16 protein-coding genes and 1 other RNA gene are annotated in these 16,956 nt (G+C 39.3%); 6 read left to right on the top strand and 11 right to left on the bottom strand.

All coding sequences use genetic code 11. From position 1 onward, the window contains the following. Window positions 1-66: 66 nt before the first annotated feature. The 4 genes from RHO15_09280 to mnmD all read right to left on the bottom strand — a co-directional run bounded on the left by RHO15_09280 (window position 67) and on the right by mnmD (window position 3,764). Window positions 67-699 (bottom strand): YfdX family protein, encoded by a 633-nt coding sequence (locus tag RHO15_09280; GenBank protein ID WVD63651.1) that lies wholly within the window; start codon window positions 697-699, stop codon window positions 67-69. Between the two features lie 604 nt (window positions 700-1,303). Next, window positions 1,304-1,888, bottom strand: a complete 585-nt coding sequence (pth, locus tag RHO15_09275; protein ID WVD63650.1) for an aminoacyl-tRNA hydrolase — start codon at window positions 1,886-1,888, stop codon at window positions 1,304-1,306. Window positions 1,889-1,953: 65 nt separating this feature from the next. After that, window positions 1,954-2,901: a ribose-phosphate pyrophosphokinase gene (locus tag RHO15_09270; protein WVD63649.1), complete on the bottom strand. Its 948-nt coding sequence runs from the start codon at window positions 2,899-2,901 to the stop codon at window positions 1,954-1,956. A gap of 134 nt (window positions 2,902-3,035) precedes the next feature. Then, window positions 3,036-3,764 (bottom strand): tRNA (5-methylaminomethyl-2-thiouridine)(34)-methyltransferase MnmD, encoded by a 729-nt coding sequence (gene mnmD, locus RHO15_09265; GenBank protein ID WVD63648.1) that lies wholly within the window; start codon window positions 3,762-3,764, stop codon window positions 3,036-3,038. A 291-nt stretch (window positions 3,765-4,055) separates the two neighbouring features. On the opposite strand from mnmD, the gene RHO15_09260 reads away from it, so the two are divergent. From RHO15_09260 to rfaC, 5 genes are all read left to right on the top strand, one after another. After that, window positions 4,056-4,790, top strand: coding sequence for a 1-acylglycerol-3-phosphate O-acyltransferase (locus RHO15_09260; GenBank protein ID WVD63647.1), 735 nt, complete (start codon window positions 4,056-4,058; stop codon window positions 4,788-4,790). After that, complete coding sequence (gene cmoM, locus RHO15_09255; GenBank protein ID WVD63646.1) at window positions 4,790-5,605, top strand: tRNA uridine 5-oxyacetic acid(34) methyltransferase CmoM; 816 nt, start codon at window positions 4,790-4,792, stop codon at window positions 5,603-5,605. The genes RHO15_09260 and cmoM overlap by 1 nt, the downstream gene beginning before the upstream one ends. 307 nt (window positions 5,606-5,912) lie before the next feature. Next, window positions 5,913-6,839 carry an ADP-glyceromanno-heptose 6-epimerase gene (gene rfaD / locus RHO15_09250; protein ID WVD63645.1) on the top strand — a complete coding sequence of 309 codons (927 nt, stop codon included), beginning with the start codon at window positions 5,913-5,915 and terminating at the stop codon, window positions 6,837-6,839. A gap of 54 nt (window positions 6,840-6,893) precedes the next feature. Next, window positions 6,894-7,961: an ADP-heptose--LPS heptosyltransferase RfaF gene (gene rfaF / locus RHO15_09245; GenBank protein WVD63644.1), complete on the top strand. Its 1,068-nt coding sequence runs from the start codon at window positions 6,894-6,896 to the stop codon at window positions 7,959-7,961. Continuing rightward, on the top strand, window positions 7,954-8,925 hold the full coding sequence (gene rfaC / locus RHO15_09240; protein WVD63643.1) for a lipopolysaccharide heptosyltransferase RfaC: 972 nt from the start codon (window positions 7,954-7,956) through the stop codon (window positions 8,923-8,925). The genes rfaF and rfaC overlap by 8 nt, the downstream gene beginning before the upstream one ends. Before the next feature lie 111 nt (window positions 8,926-9,036). Here rfaC and RHO15_09235 read toward each other — a convergent pair whose 3' ends face one another. Next, window positions 9,037-9,621 (bottom strand): Maf family protein, encoded by a 585-nt coding sequence (locus tag RHO15_09235; protein WVD63642.1) that lies wholly within the window; start codon window positions 9,619-9,621, stop codon window positions 9,037-9,039. Between the two features lie 146 nt (window positions 9,622-9,767). Further along, window positions 9,768-10,787, bottom strand: a complete 1,020-nt coding sequence (galE, locus tag RHO15_09230; GenBank protein WVD63641.1) for a UDP-glucose 4-epimerase GalE — start codon at window positions 10,785-10,787, stop codon at window positions 9,768-9,770. Window positions 10,788-11,025: 238 nt separating this feature from the next. Here galE and ffs point away from each other — a divergent pair. Further along, window positions 11,026-11,121: signal recognition particle sRNA small type (ffs, locus tag RHO15_09225), an RNA gene on the top strand. Window positions 11,122-11,474: 353 nt separating this feature from the next. Here ffs and infA read toward each other — a convergent pair. From infA to leuS, 5 genes are all read right to left on the bottom strand, one after another. Next, on the bottom strand, window positions 11,475-11,693 hold the full coding sequence (gene infA, locus RHO15_09220; GenBank protein WVD63640.1) for a translation initiation factor IF-1: 219 nt from the start codon (window positions 11,691-11,693) through the stop codon (window positions 11,475-11,477). Between the two features lie 202 nt (window positions 11,694-11,895). Continuing rightward, on the bottom strand, window positions 11,896-12,546 hold the full coding sequence (nadD, locus tag RHO15_09215; GenBank protein WVD63639.1) for a nicotinate-nucleotide adenylyltransferase: 651 nt from the start codon (window positions 12,544-12,546) through the stop codon (window positions 11,896-11,898). An 11-nt stretch (window positions 12,547-12,557) separates the two neighbouring features. After that, the gene (gene holA / locus RHO15_09210) at window positions 12,558-13,586 is read right to left on the bottom strand and encodes a DNA polymerase III subunit delta (GenBank protein ID WVD63638.1); all 1,029 of its coding nucleotides are present in this window, start codon (window positions 13,584-13,586) and stop codon (window positions 12,558-12,560) included. Next, a complete protein-coding gene (gene lptE / locus RHO15_09205; GenBank protein WVD63637.1) occupies window positions 13,586-14,107 on the bottom strand; it encodes an LPS assembly lipoprotein LptE in 522 nt (173 codons plus the stop codon). Before lptE ends, holA begins: the two co-directional genes overlap by 1 nt. A gap of 67 nt (window positions 14,108-14,174) precedes the next feature. After that, complete coding sequence (leuS, locus tag RHO15_09200; protein WVD63636.1) at window positions 14,175-16,757, bottom strand: leucine--tRNA ligase; 2,583 nt, start codon at window positions 16,755-16,757, stop codon at window positions 14,175-14,177. Between the last annotated feature and the right edge of the window lie 199 nt (window positions 16,758-16,956).

Here is a 16,956-nt window from a genome sequence, read left to right as displayed (position 1 = left end):
ATTTAAATAAAACGGGTCGCGAGTCGACCCGTTTGGGTTTTAAAGGAATTTAATTGATGCGTCTTATTATTCTGCAGTGATGAGGGTTTCACTCAGTGTTATGATGCTATCTTGAATAGATTTGAGAATTAAGTTAGCCTCATAGTATTTGCCGCTTTTTAATAGTTGCTGTGCTTGTGCTATCGCTGCATTGGTTTGTTTCAATCCAATCACGTACTGTGTTTGATTAACACTTACCCCTGCCAAACGAAGCTGTTCTAACGCTTCTTGTTGCTGTCCTTGTTTTAATTTTTCATTTGCAGCGGCAATGGCTTTTTCTTTTTCAGGGGTTGCGACAAAATTTTCTGATAAAGCGATTGAAACATCAATAATCGCGTAGTTATCATCGGTTTTTAGCGCAGGATCTTTAATCATGGTCAGAAAATCAGTCCAGTTAGTACTGTCTTTTGCTAGTAATTTGGCGGCCTGATCAGTTGCTTTGATCGCGTCGTCGATATTTCCATTAAAAATAGCTAAACGTGCATATTGCACATTACGCATTGCTTCAAAACCTTCAATGGCTGATTTTGTGAGTTTATTGACTTGTTGAGTCGACAGGGTGGTTGCCTTCACTGTAGTTGTTGCAGTGACCTCTGCTGCCTGTGCACCAGCAGCAAATATTGCTAAAGATAAGGTTGTGATAGCTAAAATCTTTTTCATATAATAGACCTCATTTTGTTAAAACTTAATGACCCATAAATTGATTAAATAAGTGATGATGATCACTATTTAACGCCTGTCTCTTATTAATAAATTTTTTTGATTTTATGTCAATGGAATTACATTAATTTTAAATAAAACAGATAATTAGCTTTATTGCGCACTAGTTCTTAACGACTTATATCGATAATTTAAACGCTTTGACAAAAGCGTCTGTGAATTAGCTCAATATTGTGATAATAAAATAGGTTAACATTATGTTTAGATTGAGCCGATTAATATATTGATTATAAACGATATATTTTTAATGTCATACGTCTTGAAATAGTTTTGTTACATGATAATTTATTGATTATTCACGCTATTTTAAGATAGATAGTGATGAGCTAGGTATTGTTGACAAAGTGCCATATTTCAGTAAACGGTACACTATTTTAAATATGGACATCTTATTGCGATGTGAGTTTATCTGCAGATTTGTTTAATGACGCAAATGGATGTTTGCAAGGTGGCTACGATAAATCGTCAGATAATCTGAATATCTAACTGACGATATACATTCAAGATGAGAGCACTGATGAAAAGAGATAATGAATAAATCTGCTTAGGCTTTAAAAGCATGTAACTGATTCATTGCCGCATTCATATCCTCTTTGATTAGTGTTCGTGTGCAACGAACCGCTTCATCTATCACCGCATCAATCAGGTCTTGTTCACTCTTCGGCGGCTTACCTAGCACAAAACCAGTGACTTTACTTTTATCGCCGGGATGACCAATACCAATTCTCAACCGATAAAAGTTGGGATTATTACCCAATTTACTTGCGATATCTTTTAGCCCATTGTGACCACCGTGACTGCCACCCAGTTTGAGTTTTACTGTTCCTGGTGGCAGATCTAACTCATCATGGGCAACTAAGATCTCTTCTGGTTTGATTTGATAAAAGCTCGCTAAAGCACTCACCGCTTTGCCACTTAAATTCATAAATGTGGTGGGTACCAGCAGGCGGACATCGCGATTTTCAAGATTAATCCGTGCCGTATAACCAAAGAACTTAGGCTCATTTTTTAGTGATTGATTATAGCGCTGCGCTAATAGATCAACATACCATGCACCAGCATTGTGTCTGGTTGCTGCGTATTCAGCACCAGGATTGGCAAGTCCAACAATAAGTTTAATATCTGACATAGAGAGTAAGTATTTTAGGTAGAAAAATCAGCATGTTTAGCCATGCTGATTTATTGATGTGAAAATTAGTGCTCAAACATTGCAGAAATAGACTCTTCGTTACTAATACGGCGAATCGCTTCAGCAAGCATGCCTGATAGCGTGAGTGATCTGACATTTTTTAATGCTTTTACTTCCGGTGAGAGCGGAATTGAGTCACAGACAATAACTTCATCAATTTTTGAATTTTTGATGTTTTCAACAGCCTTTCCAGAGAAGATTGGATGCGTCGCATAAGCAAATACGCGTTTAGCACCGCGCGCTTTCAGTGCATCTGCCGCTTTACATAACGTACCCGCAGTATCAATCATATCATCAATTAAGATACAGTCACGATCGGCAACATCACCGATGATATTCATCACTTCAATTTCGTTGGCACGCGGACGACGTTTATCAATGATAGCCATATCGGCATCGTTTAATAGTTTCGCAATGGCGCGTGCACGTACAACACCCCCAATATCTGGCGATACCACGATAGGGCGTTCGAAATTTTTACGTAACATATCTTCTAGCAAAATAGGGCTACCAAAGACATTATCTACAGGCACATCAAAGAAGCCCTGGATTTGTTCGGCATGTAAATCAACCGTCAGTACACGGTCAACGCCAACGGTTGATAAAAAGTCAGCAACCACTTTCGCAGTAATCGGCACACGTGCTGAACGAACTCGACGATCTTGTCTAGCATACCCAAAATAAGGGATAACAGCAGTGATACGGCCAGCTGATGCGCGACGCATGGCATCAATCATGACTAATAATTCCATCAGATTATCATTAGTCGGCGAACAGGTTGACTGGATAATAAAAACGTCCTCACCACGTACGTTTTCATTAATTTGAACACTGACTTCTCCGTCACTAAAGCGACCAACTGCGATGTCGCCAAGAGATGTGTATAGTCGATTTGCGATATGTCTTGCCAGTTCTGGTGTTGCATTGCCGGCGAAAAGCTTCATGTCGGGCACGAGATAAACCTCAAGCTTTATTAATTGAGATGATTACGAGTAAAGTAATCGGTTAAGTTTGGCCTGTAATTATATAATCAATTGCCCTTAATCCTCAATGATATTATGGTGAAATCTTAAATTTTTTCAATAAACTATTGTTTTATACCAACTAACATCTCTCTTTTTTGAGCAAATCCTTTCCGTTTATTTACGCTAAAGCCGGCAGCCTGCAAATTTCTTCTGACAAAACCAGCCGCGGTGAAAGTGGCAAAAGTTGTTGATACTTGACTCAAATCAAATAGGTCGCGAAAGAGCGATTCAGACCACATTGCTTCATTTTTAGCTGGAGAAAAGCCATCAAAAAACCAACAATCAATCAACCATCGATGAGTTGCTAAAAATGAGGGATATTTACTCACATCACCTAAATAGAGTGTGAGCTGGCAGTCATTGAATGATATTTGTGTCATACCTGCACGGGGCATAGGCCAGTTTTGCTGTAATTGTTGCACAAGTTCAGCTAATTGCGGATAAAAGGCATGAATATCGCGGACATCTTGAGAGGACAGCAAAAAATTTTCCACGCTGATAAAATGGAGTTTTTTTAACTGATGTGCCGGATACTGTTGTCTAAATTGAAGAAATAACTGCCAAGCTAATAGAAAATTAAGCCCAGAACCAAAGCCCGTTTCGCCAATAGTAAAGGTATCTTGTGTATGATTTAAAAAACGCTCAGGCAGATGATTACCGGATAAAAAAACATACTGCGTCTCTGCGATTGGATCCTGATTTGAAAAATAGATATCACCAAAATTTTCGGAGTTAGGGATATTATTATCGTTCCAAACAATTTTTGCAGTGTTAATCAATTTATTTTGCATACATAGAAGAAGATGGATTTAATCGACTTGAAAAATACAACATAGCAAAAATAGAGATAAAAGCAAAGCTATCTACATAAAAGGCAATCGGCGATCGCCATATATCTGACATGATACATGTTTTATTTATCTAGTTTAAAGAGATATTGACCAAATACTTTACTGAGTGGTGTTTTTGAATTGTTTAATTTTAGATCAAATATAAAAGCATTTTGCCAATTCATTGATTTTATCATTCCGCTTATCTTATTCCTTGCTATAATAGTTTTTGTCTATGAGGAGAGCCACATTATGATTTTGTTGTTTCGTTTGATTGTTGTGTTTATTGTCGGTGTTATTATCTGCGTAGCCGGGGTTATTTTTTGCTTATTTAATCCGCGTAATCCGAAAAATGTCGCTCTTTTTGCTCATCTCTTTGGTCGCTTCTTAAGACCCGTGTGTGGTATTAAAGTCATTACCCGTGAATATCAGGATATTAAAAATAGAGGCAGCTGCGTGTTTATCGCGAATCATCAAAATAACTACGATATTCTTGTTGCCGCTGATATTGTTCAACCTAAGACGGTAACTGTCGGTAAGAAAAGTCTGGTCTGGATCCCTTTCTTTGGGCAACTTTACTATCTCACCGGTAATATCTTAATTGATCGTGATAATAAATCAAAAGCGCGTGATACCATTACGCAAGTCGTTAATGAGATTAAAAATAGACAGATCTCTATCTGGATGTTTCCTGAAGGCACGCGAAGCCGTGGCCGAGGATTGTTACCTTTTAAAACGGGTGCATTTAAAGCCGCAATTGCAGCTGGGGTACCGATTGTCCCTATTTGTGTCTCTAATACTCATGATATTCGGCTCAATCGCTGGAATAACGGCTATATCATTATCGAAATGTTAGCCCCGATTGAAACGCTGAATATGAATAAAGATGATGCAAGACAGTTAATGGCGCAGAGCTATACCTTGATGTCAGAAAAAATAACGCAGCTTAATCAAGAAGTACAGGCATTAACACAGAAGCGATCGTAATGGCAGACCAAATGATTTCGTCTTTCTCTGATCGCAATTTTGATGATATTGCCGGTAAATTTTCCCGAAATATTTATGGGACAACTAAAGGTAAAATTAGACAAGCTATTCTCAAAGAAGATTTGGATAGTCTTCTGGCCACTTTCCCTACAGGAAAACCGTTAAAAATCCTGGATGCTGGTGGCGGACAAGGCCAGTTCGCCTGCTATTTAGCCTCATTAGGCCATCAGGTTACATTATGTGATATTTCTGCGGAAATGCTACAAATCGCGGATGAGAACGCAAAAATCAATCGGGTTAATCTGAATCTGATTCAATGTCAGGTCCAATCACTTGATGACTATCTGCTACCCGGTACCTCGTTTGATCTTATTTTATTTCACGCTGTTTTAGAGTGGGTGAGTGAGCCGATTGCTGTCCTTACTATGTTAAAACAGTACTTGACTGCTGAAGGTGCCTTATCATTGATGTTTTATAATTATCATGCGCTGCTGTTTAGAACGGTGACATTAGGTAATTTTGGTTATGTTAATGCCGGGATGGCAAAACGGAAAAAGAAAACCTTGTCACCCGATTATCCGCGTAAACCCGAAGAGGTTTATCAATGGTTAGCTGATTTAGATTTTCGGATTATGGGCAAAACAGGTATCCGTGTTTTTCACGATTTTATGGTCAATAAACAGAAACAACAAGACGCTTTTGAAGAGTTACTCACATTAGAACGAACTTATTGTCGTCAAGAACCCTATATTCAGTATGGCCGCTATATTCATGTCATGGTTAAAAACAATCTCTCAGCTACATCCAAGGATTAAATATTTAACGCTTTTCTCTCCGCAGCGTTCAATGCGATAGTGGTCAGGGAAACTCAAATCATATGTTGGCTGTCTCAGCCTAATTTTTTCTCTTTAAAACTGATGGTTATTCTGCAAAGTAGTGCATCACGCTAACTAAAACAGAGAGAATAAAAATACTTAATCATCTTTAGCTTGATCGTTATGCAGCGTTTTTGACTGTTTTCTCCCAGTGGTAATATATCAGGCTAAAAAACTATACTCGAAAATCGACACGGAAACAGTTATTATAAGGAGATTAAACAATTATTAAGAATAGGATTAAAGTATGATAGTTGTAACGGGTGGTGCTGGTTTTATCGGTAGTAATATTGTGAAAGGATTAAATGATCGCGGCTATAAAAATATTTTAGTAGTAGATGATTTAACTGATGGTACAAAATTTGCCAATTTAGTCGACCTTGATATTGCTGACTATATGGATAAAGATGAGTTTATTAGTTATATCGTCTCTGGTGACAATATGGATATTGAGGCGATTTTCCATGAAGGTGCTTGTTCTGCGACCACGGAATGGGATGGTAAATTCATGATGGAGAATAATTACGATTACTCCAAAGATCTATTACATTATTGCCTCGATTTTAATATTTCTTTCTTATATGCCTCATCAGCGGCAACTTATGGTGGCCGAAGTGATAACTTCATTGAAGATCGACAATTTGAAAAGCCATTAAATGTTTATGGCTACTCTAAATTTTTATTTGACCAATATGTCAGAGAAATTTTACCTAGCGCGAAATCACAAGTGTGTGGCTTTCGTTATTTTAATGTCTATGGACCGCGTGAACAGCATAAAGGTAGTATGGCGAGTGTCGCTTTCCATTTAGATAGCCAAATTAAAAAAGGCGAAAAACCGAAACTGTTCTTTGGAAGTGATAATTTTAAACGGGACTTTATTTACGTTCAGGATGTTGTTGATGTGAATATTTGGTTTTGGCAGAATGCGGTTTCTGGTATTTTCAATTGCGGTTCTGGTCGTGCAGAGTCGTTTCAAGCAGTAGCTGATGCGGTACTGGGTTTTCATCAACAAGGCGAGATCGAGTACATTCCATTCCCTGAGCATTTAAAAGGTCGTTACCAAACGTTTACGCAAGCTGATTTAACTAAACTAAGAGCTGCCGGATGCCCGATTGAGTTTAAAACGGTGAAAGAAGGCACAACGATGTATATGAAACAATTAAATGAAGAATAATGTTAAGACGACACGGTTATTTTTAATATTGTTTGCGCATTGAGGTATGAAGAGATGAAAACACTGGTAATAGGACCATCATGGGTTGGTGACATGATGATGTCTCAGGGGTTATATAGAACGCTCAAACAGCTTCATCCTGATATAGAGATTGATGTGATGGCACCAGCATGGTGTCGTCCGCTATTGAATAAAATGCCGGAAGTGGCTCATGCAATTGATTTGCCGATTGGTCATGGTGAGTTGGCTATAGGTGCACGCTATCAATTAGGTAAACAGTTACGCAGTGCTGCTTATGATCAAGCGATTGTACTACCTAACTCATTTAAGTCGGCACTGGTTCCTTTTTTTGCTCAGATTCCTAAAAGAACGGGTTGGAAAGGGGAGATGCGTTACGGCTTACTTAATGATCGTCGTACGCTCAACAAACAAGCTTTTTCCTTGATGATTGAACGTTATATTGCTTTAGCTTATCCAGCCAGTCAGATTAAGCAAGCCAGTGATCTACCTAAACCACTATTATCGCCCAAACTGAGCATTGATAAGTATGAAATGAGTAAAACGCTTGTTGAGTTTGATTTGCAGTCTAAGCTGCCTTTAATCGGTTTTTGTCCTGGAGCAGAGTTTGGTCCGGCAAAACGTTGGCCTGATTATCATTACGCGGCGCTGGCAGATATGTTAGTTGATCAAGGCTCACACATCGTTATTTTAGGTTCAGCAAAAGATCGCGAAATTGGCGAGAAAATTTGCCAGTTGATGCATCATGGTGAATATTGTATCAATCTGGCCGGTACGACAAGTTTAGATCAAGCAGTTAATATTCTTGCTAACTGTAAAGCGGTGGTTTCAAATGATTCTGGATTAATGCATATCGCCGCTGCGCTTGATAAGCCATTGGTTGCCCTGTATGGGCCAAGTAGCCCTGATTTTACGCCGCCGCTATCTGATAAAGCCGAAGTAATAAGATTGATAGATGGTTACTTTAAAATCCGTAAAGGCGATAGTGAACAAGGGTATCATCAGAGCTTAATTGATATTAAGCCGGAATTAGCATTTGAACGATTGTTGAAAATATTAGAACGTAGTGACAAAGAAGCTATAGTGAAGGATTTCCATGGTTAAACGTGTGCTTATTGTAAAAACCTCATCAATGGGCGATGTTTTACATACCTTACCGGCATTAACCGATGCTCAGCAAATTATGCCAGATATTGCATTCGATTGGGTTGTCGAAGAGAACTTTGCGCAAATCCCAACTTGGCATGATGCGGTTTCAACCGTGATTCCGGTAGCGATTCGTCGCTGGCGTAAACATTGGTTTGGTCACGATATTCGCTTGGAGCGAAAGCAGTTTTATGCCACTTTACGCGAGAAACAGTACGACGGTATTATTGATGCTCAGGGATTAATTAAAAGTGCTTTCCTTATCACACGTAAGGCAAGAGGCGTTAAGCACGGTCTTGATAGACAAAGTGCCAGAGAGCCGATTGCCAGTTGGTGGTATGATATTAAACATCATGTTGATAAAAAGCAGCATGCTGTTGAACGTATTCGGCAATTATTCGCGATGAGTTTAGCATATCAGTATCATGGCCAAGGAGACTATGGTATCGCGCGTCATTTTTTAACGCGATTACCCGCAACTGAGCCTGCTTATTTAGTTTTTCTACATGCCACAACACGCGATAATAAACACTGGAGCGAGTCTCAATGGCGCGATTTAATTGCTAAACTTGCACCGACTGGACTACGGATTAAACTGCCTTGGGGCGCGGCACATGAACAGCAACGAGCAGTAAGATTAGCCACTGGTTTTGCGCATGTTGATGTACTACCTAAGCTCAGTTTAGCTGAGGTTGCGGCAGTGCTTGCTGGCGCTCAAGCTGTCGTATCGGTCGATACTGGCTTAAGTCATCTAGCCGCGGCCTTGGCCAGACCTAATATCACGTTATATGGTCCGACCAACCCCGGTCTCATTGGCGGATATGGTCAGCGTCAATTTGTCATCAAATCAGCCGATGAGCAGGTGTCTTCAATTTCGGCGCAGCTGGTTTTTGAGCGGTTGCTCACGGAAAAACTGATTTAATTTCATTATAGAGAGCGATATTCGCTCTCGTATCTTTCCATCACACCTTAAGTCGTTTTTTCAGTGTTGAGAGAAAAATGAGCGCTTAGCTTATCAATACAATCTGTTTTTTTATGCGTTTAATAACGGATTATAATCCATCTCGATTAGAATTTGATTAAGTCGAATTAACGGTAATCCAACTAAAGTATTGATATCGTCGCCGTGTAATTTTTCAAATAATGTAATACCTAACTCATCACACTTAAAACTGCCAGCGCACTGTAAGGGCTGCTCTTTACGAATATACGCTTTAATTTCATCAAGGGTGAGCTGCCGAAAGGTCACTTCATACGGTTCATAGAGGGTTATCGATTGATGAGTGACAGTATTTATCACCGTTAAACCGGTATAAAAATGGATAGTTTGTCCACTACATGCAGTGAGTTGTCTAATCGCATTGTCTTCGGTTAGTGGTTTTCCTATAATTTGGCCATTGAATACGCCGACCTGATCAGATCCAATCACCAGACTATTTGGCTGGTGCTTTGCTACTGATTGTGCTTTGATTTTTGATAGTCTGAGCACTAATGAAACGGCATCTTCATTTTCAAGTGGTGTTTCATCACATGTTGGTGCAATACTTTCAAATGGGATCTGGAATTTTTTGAGTATCTTTTGTCTTGATAATGAGGTTGATGCAAGAATGATTTTCATCAGAATATATTCCATTTCCTAAAAATAGATAAATGATGTGGCTTAGCTATCTGATGCCACCTGTAAACTAGTCCTAAATAGATCATTAATTAAATTAGACGAACATGATGTGTTAATTAGCTATCTATCGTAATTTTATCTGGCTATTATTCCTCATCGGGATAGCCTGTTGGATTTTTTTGTTGCCAACGCCAGCTATCCTTAGCCATATCCTCTAACTGATAATGCGCCTGCCAGTTGAGCTCTTTTTGAGCTTTGCTTGCATCAGACCAGAATGCTGCAATATCACCAGCTCTTCTGGGCATCATTTTATAAGGTATCTGCTGGCCACAAGCTTTACTGAAAGCTGAAACCACTTCTAAAACGCTGTTGCCACTGCCATTACCGAGATTATAGATGTGTGTTCCGGACTGATTTAATTTTTGTAAGGCACAGACATGACCAGTAGCTAGATCTTCTACATGAACATAATCTCTGACACCAGTACCATCTTTAGTCGGATAATCGTTGCCGTAAATAGATAAGAACCCATGTTTACCAATAGCAACTTGCGAGATATAAGGCATTAAATTATTGGGGACTCCTTGCGGATCTTCACCCATCAATCCGGAAGGATGAGCGCCGACTGGATTGAAATAACGTAGTATTGTTACACTCCATTCTGGCTCGGCTTTTTGTAGGTCCATTAAACATTGTTCTACCATGAACTTACTCCAACCATAAGGATTGGTAATATTACCAGTAGGATAACTCTCGATAAATGGTGAGGGATTTTTATCACCATAAACGGTAGCAGATGAGCTAAAAATAATATTATTGACCTGATATTCGCTCATCACATCTAGTAGCGTGATCGTACCATAGACATTCACCTCATAATAGGCAAGCGGCTTTTTGACCGATTCGCCCACTGCTTTGAGACCTGCAAAGTGTATAACTGCTTCGATATCGTGCTGTGCAAAAATTGGTTTTAAGTCGGTTTTATTGCGGATATCAGCTTCATAAAATAACGGTTGTTGTCCAGTGATCTCATTGATGCGTTTTAAGACTGATTTTTTACTATTGTAAAGGTTATCGACGATAATGGGCGTATAGCCAGCTTCAATTAGTTTAACACTCGTATGGCTACCAATATAACCCAGCCCACCGGTAACAAGAATCTTCATGTCTATTCCAGAGATGATAAAAGAGTATCAATTATAAGATGTTATCAGAAAGAGAACAATTATACATGGGTAAAATAATAAATAGGGCTAGGCTAAACAGCAAATGCCTATTCTGTAATCGCTATTTTGTCGTAGGATTATCCAGTTGGCTGACAATGGCTTGCATTTTATTGATGATTAGCTGATAATAGCCCGCATCAATTAACTCGGTTAATTGGTACCTCTTCAATGGAGGCTCTATGGGTCCTCTTGCAACATTAGCTTGCGAACTCGGTCAGGTCTGGAAGGAAGCAGCCGTAGTAGGTGTTATGTGTGTGGGATGTGGCTGATAGAGTTCTCCACCAAAATGACTCATCACAATTTTTATTTTTCAAATAAAAGTCTAAGCTGATTTAGGTTGTATGATGATTTCATGTTCGTCAGTTCGATTTGTTCTCTTTCGTTTATTATTATGAGCCCATTAAGTCCATCTACTGGATTGATGACTCAATCTATTGATTTCATCATCGAGCCTTTTTTGCCAGATGAACCGACATATTCAAGTCGTGTGGATGGTGGAAGATGATGAGTAACATCAGAAAAGAGGCATGTTAGCAGGTGCTTATTTTAGATAACAGATCGCCATGACGAAACTTAGCAAACTAAATTTCGTCTATATTAAGCGCTTGATTCTAAAAGTGAATCTAATTATCGGCTGCGGAAAATAATTCTCGCTTTAGATAAATCATAAGGTGTCATTTCTACGGTGACTTTATCGCCGGTAAGGATGCGAATATAATTTTTACGCATTTTTCCTGAAATATGAGCGGTTACAACATGGCCATTCTCTAATTCGACACGAAACATAGTATTAGGTAGGGTGTCTAAAATGGTGCCTTGCATTTCAATATTGTCTTCTTTAGCCATTGAGTCCTCTAAAGTGTAATGTTAAATAAAGATACAACAGCGCGAAATGATGCCCAAAAAAAAGGCTAATGTAAAGCGCTTTCTCCTCTATTCAGTGAAAAAGCACAAATATTTTTGTCATTGTGCTTTTTTCATTCGATTCTAAAAATCGATCATTGAATCAACGCTGCATTATTAACTGAATTTATTTATTGAGATAAATCTAGTTTCGATATAACTGATGATGCTTGATATATTGCCAAACAGCAGGCGGTAATATCTCTGAACAGTCTTGATTATGTTTTATTCGCTGTTTTATTTCCGATGACGCAATATCGCACAGCGGTGCTTGGGCGATAAATATTTTCCCCGTAGGATAGAGCCTTAATTGATGAATATCTCGGGTTAAATGTTGATCTAACCATGACTGTAATTCGGCTGAAATAGTCTGCTTGGCAGGAAAAGGCCGCGGACAGACAAGCAGGTGACAGTAGTCGAGAATGGCTTGCCAGCGGTGCCAGCGATCAATAGTGTAGAGTGAGTCAGTACCAATAATAAATGCCAAAATAGCCTGCTGATGGTGGCGCTGATGCCATTGAATTAGCGTATCAATAGTATAAGATGTCGTTTTTCTTATCAGCTCTTGCTTGTTGATGGCAAATAAAGGATTATCTTTTATTGCTAATGCTAGCATGTCTAATCGCTGTCGATTGGTCGCTATCGGCTGTGGTTTATGGGGCGGAATATGGTTAGGCATCAAATAGATTTTGCTTAGGCCAACTTGTTCAGCCAGTGCCATAGCCGGTTTTAGATGGCCATAATGAATCGGATCAAACGTTCCACCAAAGAGTGCCGTAATAGTCGGTTGTGACATTATCTGTTTACCTAAGCGCCGGTTTTTCCTAATAGAAGTAGCGATAGCGTTTCGAGTTCTTGCCAAGGTACCGCGGTATAGTCCTGTTTTAAACTCACTTCAATCTTTACTAGCTGATGCAGTGCCGTAAAAAGCGTATTCAGGCTTAATCGATTTAAAGTGGTGGTATAGAGTGCTCGACGATTTTGCCAAATTTTATATTGATTGACCAGTAATGAGAGAGGCTGTGTTTCCATCGCTTTTTTCAGATTAATCAGTAAAATAAGCTCTTTTTGGATGATGCGGACCATAATAAGCGGCTCAGCATCGTTAACTTTGAGCTGCTGAAGAATATGAATTGCTCGCTTGGATTTACCCGCTAATATAGCATCAACCCAATGGTAGGGAGAAAAGATAGCCGAATCATTGATATTATTTTCAATTTGATTCACGGAAATGACAGTATTTGGGTAAAGTAATTTCAACTGTTCTAACAGCTGTGATAAGGCCAATAAATTGCCTTCATAATAATAGCAGAGTAACTCAATCGCCGACTTATCCAGATTAATGCCTTTATGATGGGCCTCTTGGGTTAGCCACACGGGGAATTGCCGAGTGTCTGGTGGCAGACAGTTTATCCATAAGGTCTGTGCATCAATCGCTTTAAGCCACGGTGCATTTTCTTGGGCTTTGGTTAACTTATTAAAGACAAATATGATTGCCAGATCATCATGTAGCAGTGTGATTAACTCATTGAGATGAGCTAAAATAGCTGCCGATAAACCGGTATCACCAAATTGCAATATCAGTAATGTTTTATCCGAGAATAAGCTGAGAGATTGGCAGTGATCATAAATATTATTCCAGTCTGTTTGGCCATCAATCGTGACAATAATCTGCTGTTCAAAACCGGCACTGTTTAAATGATGTTGTAGCTGCTTTTGTGCTTGATAAGACAGAAAAGGCTCAGGTCCAACCAGCAAATAGTAACGAATCAAGCTGGTTGGTTTAGCGGTTTCTTTTAGTCGGAAACTGAGCTGTTGTGAATTTATTTTGATCATTATTGAGTTGATTTTTGGTCTGTAACATTGACAGCTTTAAGTTTACGAATTAATTGCTCAGCTGCTTGTGAATACATCTCATTTTTAATCAAGTTTTGTTCTGTATCTTTAGCTAGCGCCGCTGCTGGATTGTCAAAGAAAGAACGGAAAATTTTTACTTTGATTGGATAGATATCCTTACCTGCAATCACGACTTGGGCATCAACATCTAAAATCAGTTGATATTCTGCCGCTTTACCATCCTGATAAACCGAAACCGTATTCCGACTGATCTCATACTGCATCAATCTTAGACTAGGAACAGAGACATCATCTGTCGCATCAACTAAGTTAACCCCATTGATCTTTAGTGCATATTTCACATCTCTCACTAATGCGCTATAAGGTTCTAAGCTATAAAGAGACATCGTTTTAAATTGTTTAGGTACTTCTGTTTTATCTTGTAAGTGGAAACCACATCCAGAGAGTAAAAAAGTGATTAACAGGATCAACCATGGACATTTTTTGATTAAAAAAGACATTGAATTCCCTTTTGTTTACCATTGGAAATAGTAAAAGGATGTATTGATACACATCCTTATTAAATGATTAACCAACAACAATATTCAACAGTTTACCAGCAACGTAAATAATCTTACGGATTGATACGCCATCTAAATATTTTTGAATCATTGCTTCATTTTTCGCTAATGTGACAACCGAGTCTTGATCTGCATCGGCAGAGACTGTCAGTTTAGCTCGGACTTTACCATTAATTTGTACAATAATCAGTTTCTCATCTTCAACCATCGCTTTTTCATCAGCGGTTGGCCAACAAGTCGAATCAATATCAGTCTGATTACCTAACGCTTTCCACATGGTAAAGCAGGCGTGTGGTATCATCGGATAGAGTAAACAAACGATACTTTGCAACGCTTCATCCATCAAGGCACGATCTTGCTGTGTTTCCTGTGGCGCTTTTTGTAAGCGATTCATGAATTCCATAATTGCCGCGATAGCGGTATTAAAGGTTTGACGGCGACCAATATCGTCGGTGACTTTGGCGATAGTTTTGTGTAACTCTCTTCGCAATACTTTTTGTTCGTTATTAAGCTGGGCGATATCAAGTGGTTCAACTTGACCTTGTTGGCTATGTTCATAAACCAGACGCCATACTCGACGAATAAAGCGATTAGCACCTTCAACACCCGACTCTTGCCACTCGAGCGTCATTTCGGCCGGTGAAGCAAACATCATAAATAATCGAACCGTATCCGCACCGTATTTTTCAACCATCTCTTGCGGATCGATACCATTATTTTTTGATTTAGACATTTTACTCATGCCAGCATAAACAAGTTCACGACCCTCTTTATTCAACGCTTTTGTGACGCGTCCTTTATCATCTCGTTCAACAGTGACTTCGGTTGGTGAGACCCAAACACGGCCACCAGTTTCTGAAGTGTAATAGAATGCATCTGCCAGTACCATACCTTGGCAAAGCAGACGTTTGGCTGGTTCATCAGAGTCGACTAACCCTTCGTCACGTAATAATTTATGGTAAAAACGGAAGTACAATAAATGCATGATTGCGTGTTCAATACCACCAACATACTGATCAACAGGCAGCCAGTAGTTAGCCGCGTCTGGATTTAGCATACCTTGATCATAGTGTGGGCAGGTATATCTGGCGTAATACCAGGATGATTCCATAAAGGTATCAAAGGTATCGGTTTCGCGCAGAGCAGGCTGACCGTTTACGGCTGTTTTAGCCCAATTCGGATCAGACTTAATCGGACTGGTGATGCCGTCCATTTCAACGTTTTCAGGTAAGATAACCGGTAATTGATCGGCAGGTGCTGGTATCACCGTACCATCTTCTAATGTCAGCATCGGGATTGGTGCTCCCCAATAGCGTTGACGAGAAACACCCCAATCACGTAGACGATAGTTGACTTTACGTTGAGCTCGATCTAATGAGACTAACTTATCGGCAATGGCGTTAAAGGCTGATGTAAATGCTAGACCATCAAACTCATTAGAGTTAAACAAGTTCCCATACTCAGTATGGGCTTGTTCTGAAATATCTGGCGCTAGGCCTGCCGAAGTGAGAATGACTGGTTTGATGGCTAAATCATATTTGGCTGCAAATTCAAAATCACGTTGATCGTGAGCCGGAACCGCCATAACTGCACCTGTACCGTAATCCATTAAGACAAAGTTAGCAATCCAAACCGGAATTTTTTCTTGTGTTAAAGGATGGATAGCGTAATAACCAGTTGCAATACCTTTCTTCTCCATGGTAGCCATGTCCGCTTCGGCGGTTTTAGTGTTTTTACATTCGGCAATAAACTCAATGATTGCTGGATTATTTTCACTAGCAAGTAATGCTAAAGGATGTTCGGCTGCAACAGCAAGATAACTCACGCCCATAAAGGTATCTGGTCTTGTTGTATAAACGCGGACATTATCGGGATAATTTTCAACGCTAAAATCAATCTCTAACCCTTCCGAGCGACCAATCCAGTTACGCTGCATAGTTTTAACTTGTTCGGGCCAATGTTCTAATTTATCCAGATCGTTTAATAGTTGATCAGCGTAAGCCGTGATCTTAATAAACCACTGCGGAATCTCTTTACGTTCAACAGGGGTATCACAACGCCAGCAACAACCCTCAATGACTTGCTCATTTGCTAGCACGGTCTGGTCGGTAGGACACCAGTTTACCGCGGAGGTTTTTTTATAAACTAAACCTTTTTCATATAGCTTAGTGAAAAACCACTGTTCCCAACGATAGTAGTCAGGTTTACAGGTGGTGACTTCACGATCCCAATCATAACCAAATCCTAAGATCTGTAGCTGCTTTTTCATATAAGCAATATTTTCATAGGTCCATTTAGCCGGTGCAGTTTTATTTTTTACGGCAGCACCTTCAGCAGGAAGACCAAAAGCATCCCAACCAATCGGTTGCAGCACGTTTTTGCCTAAAAGACGTTGATAGCGCGCGATCACATCAGTAATCGTATAATTGCGCACATGGCCCATATGCAAACGACCTGAAGGATATGGCAGCATCGCTAAACAGTAAAACTTTTCCTTATTAGGATCTTCTGTCACATTGAAGGTTTTATTTTTTTGCCAATGTTGTTGTACGTGAGCTTCTATTTCTTCGGGGCGATATTGTTCTTGCATGACGACTAACTGTCCTATAAATTTTTTCGGGAAAATAGTTCAAGATGATCTGTTAATTGTATTGTTTATTGAGCAAAATTGAAATATATGTTTTTTATTTAAATGCATAATGACTAAAAAATATTGATTTTGGTGCCTTTATATCAACAATAGTCATATAAAAATGATATCTTCAGGCTGTACTCGGATTGTTATATAT

Source organism: Orbaceae bacterium lpD01, assembly GCA_036251705.1.
In the GTDB taxonomy this organism is placed as follows: domain Bacteria; phylum Pseudomonadota; class Gammaproteobacteria; order Enterobacterales; family Orbaceae; genus Utexia; species Utexia brackfieldae.
This window is presented reverse-complemented; position numbering and strand designations above follow the sequence as displayed.

What these genes read in the sequence shown, in the direction of transcription:
- RHO15_09280 (WVD63651.1), bottom strand. Translation starts at nt 699, where the DNA reads ATGAAAAAGATTTTAGCTATCACAACCTTATCTTTAGCAATATTTGCT.
- pth (WVD63650.1), bottom strand. Translation starts at nt 1,888, where the DNA reads ATGTCAGATATTAAACTTATTGTTGGACTTGCCAATCCTGGTGCTGAA.
- mnmD (WVD63648.1), bottom strand. Translation starts at nt 3,764, where the DNA reads ATGCAAAATAAATTGATTAACACTGCAAAAATTGTTTGGAACGATAAT.
- RHO15_09260 (WVD63647.1), top strand. Translation starts at nt 4,056, where the DNA reads ATGATTTTGTTGTTTCGTTTGATTGTTGTGTTTATTGTCGGTGTTATT.
- cmoM (WVD63646.1), top strand. Translation starts at nt 4,790, where the DNA reads ATGGCAGACCAAATGATTTCGTCTTTCTCTGATCGCAATTTTGATGAT.
- rfaD (WVD63645.1), top strand. Translation starts at nt 5,913, where the DNA reads ATGATAGTTGTAACGGGTGGTGCTGGTTTTATCGGTAGTAATATTGTG.
- rfaF (WVD63644.1), top strand. Translation starts at nt 6,894, where the DNA reads ATGAAAACACTGGTAATAGGACCATCATGGGTTGGTGACATGATGATG.
- rfaC (WVD63643.1), top strand. Translation starts at nt 7,954, where the DNA reads ATGGTTAAACGTGTGCTTATTGTAAAAACCTCATCAATGGGCGATGTT.
- RHO15_09235 (WVD63642.1), bottom strand. Translation starts at nt 9,621, where the DNA reads ATGAAAATCATTCTTGCATCAACCTCATTATCAAGACAAAAGATACTC.
- galE (WVD63641.1), bottom strand. Translation starts at nt 10,787, where the DNA reads ATGAAGATTCTTGTTACCGGTGGGCTGGGTTATATTGGTAGCCATACG.
- infA (WVD63640.1), bottom strand. Translation starts at nt 11,693, where the DNA reads ATGGCTAAAGAAGACAATATTGAAATGCAAGGCACCATTTTAGACACC.
- nadD (WVD63639.1), bottom strand. Translation starts at nt 12,546, where the DNA reads ATGTCACAACCGACTATTACGGCACTCTTTGGTGGAACGTTTGATCCG.
- holA (WVD63638.1), bottom strand. Translation starts at nt 13,586, where the DNA reads ATGATCAAAATAAATTCACAACAGCTCAGTTTCCGACTAAAAGAAACC.
- lptE (WVD63637.1), bottom strand. Translation starts at nt 14,107, where the DNA reads ATGTCTTTTTTAATCAAAAAATGTCCATGGTTGATCCTGTTAATCACT.
- leuS (WVD63636.1), bottom strand. Translation starts at nt 16,757, where the DNA reads ATGCAAGAACAATATCGCCCCGAAGAAATAGAAGCTCACGTACAACAA.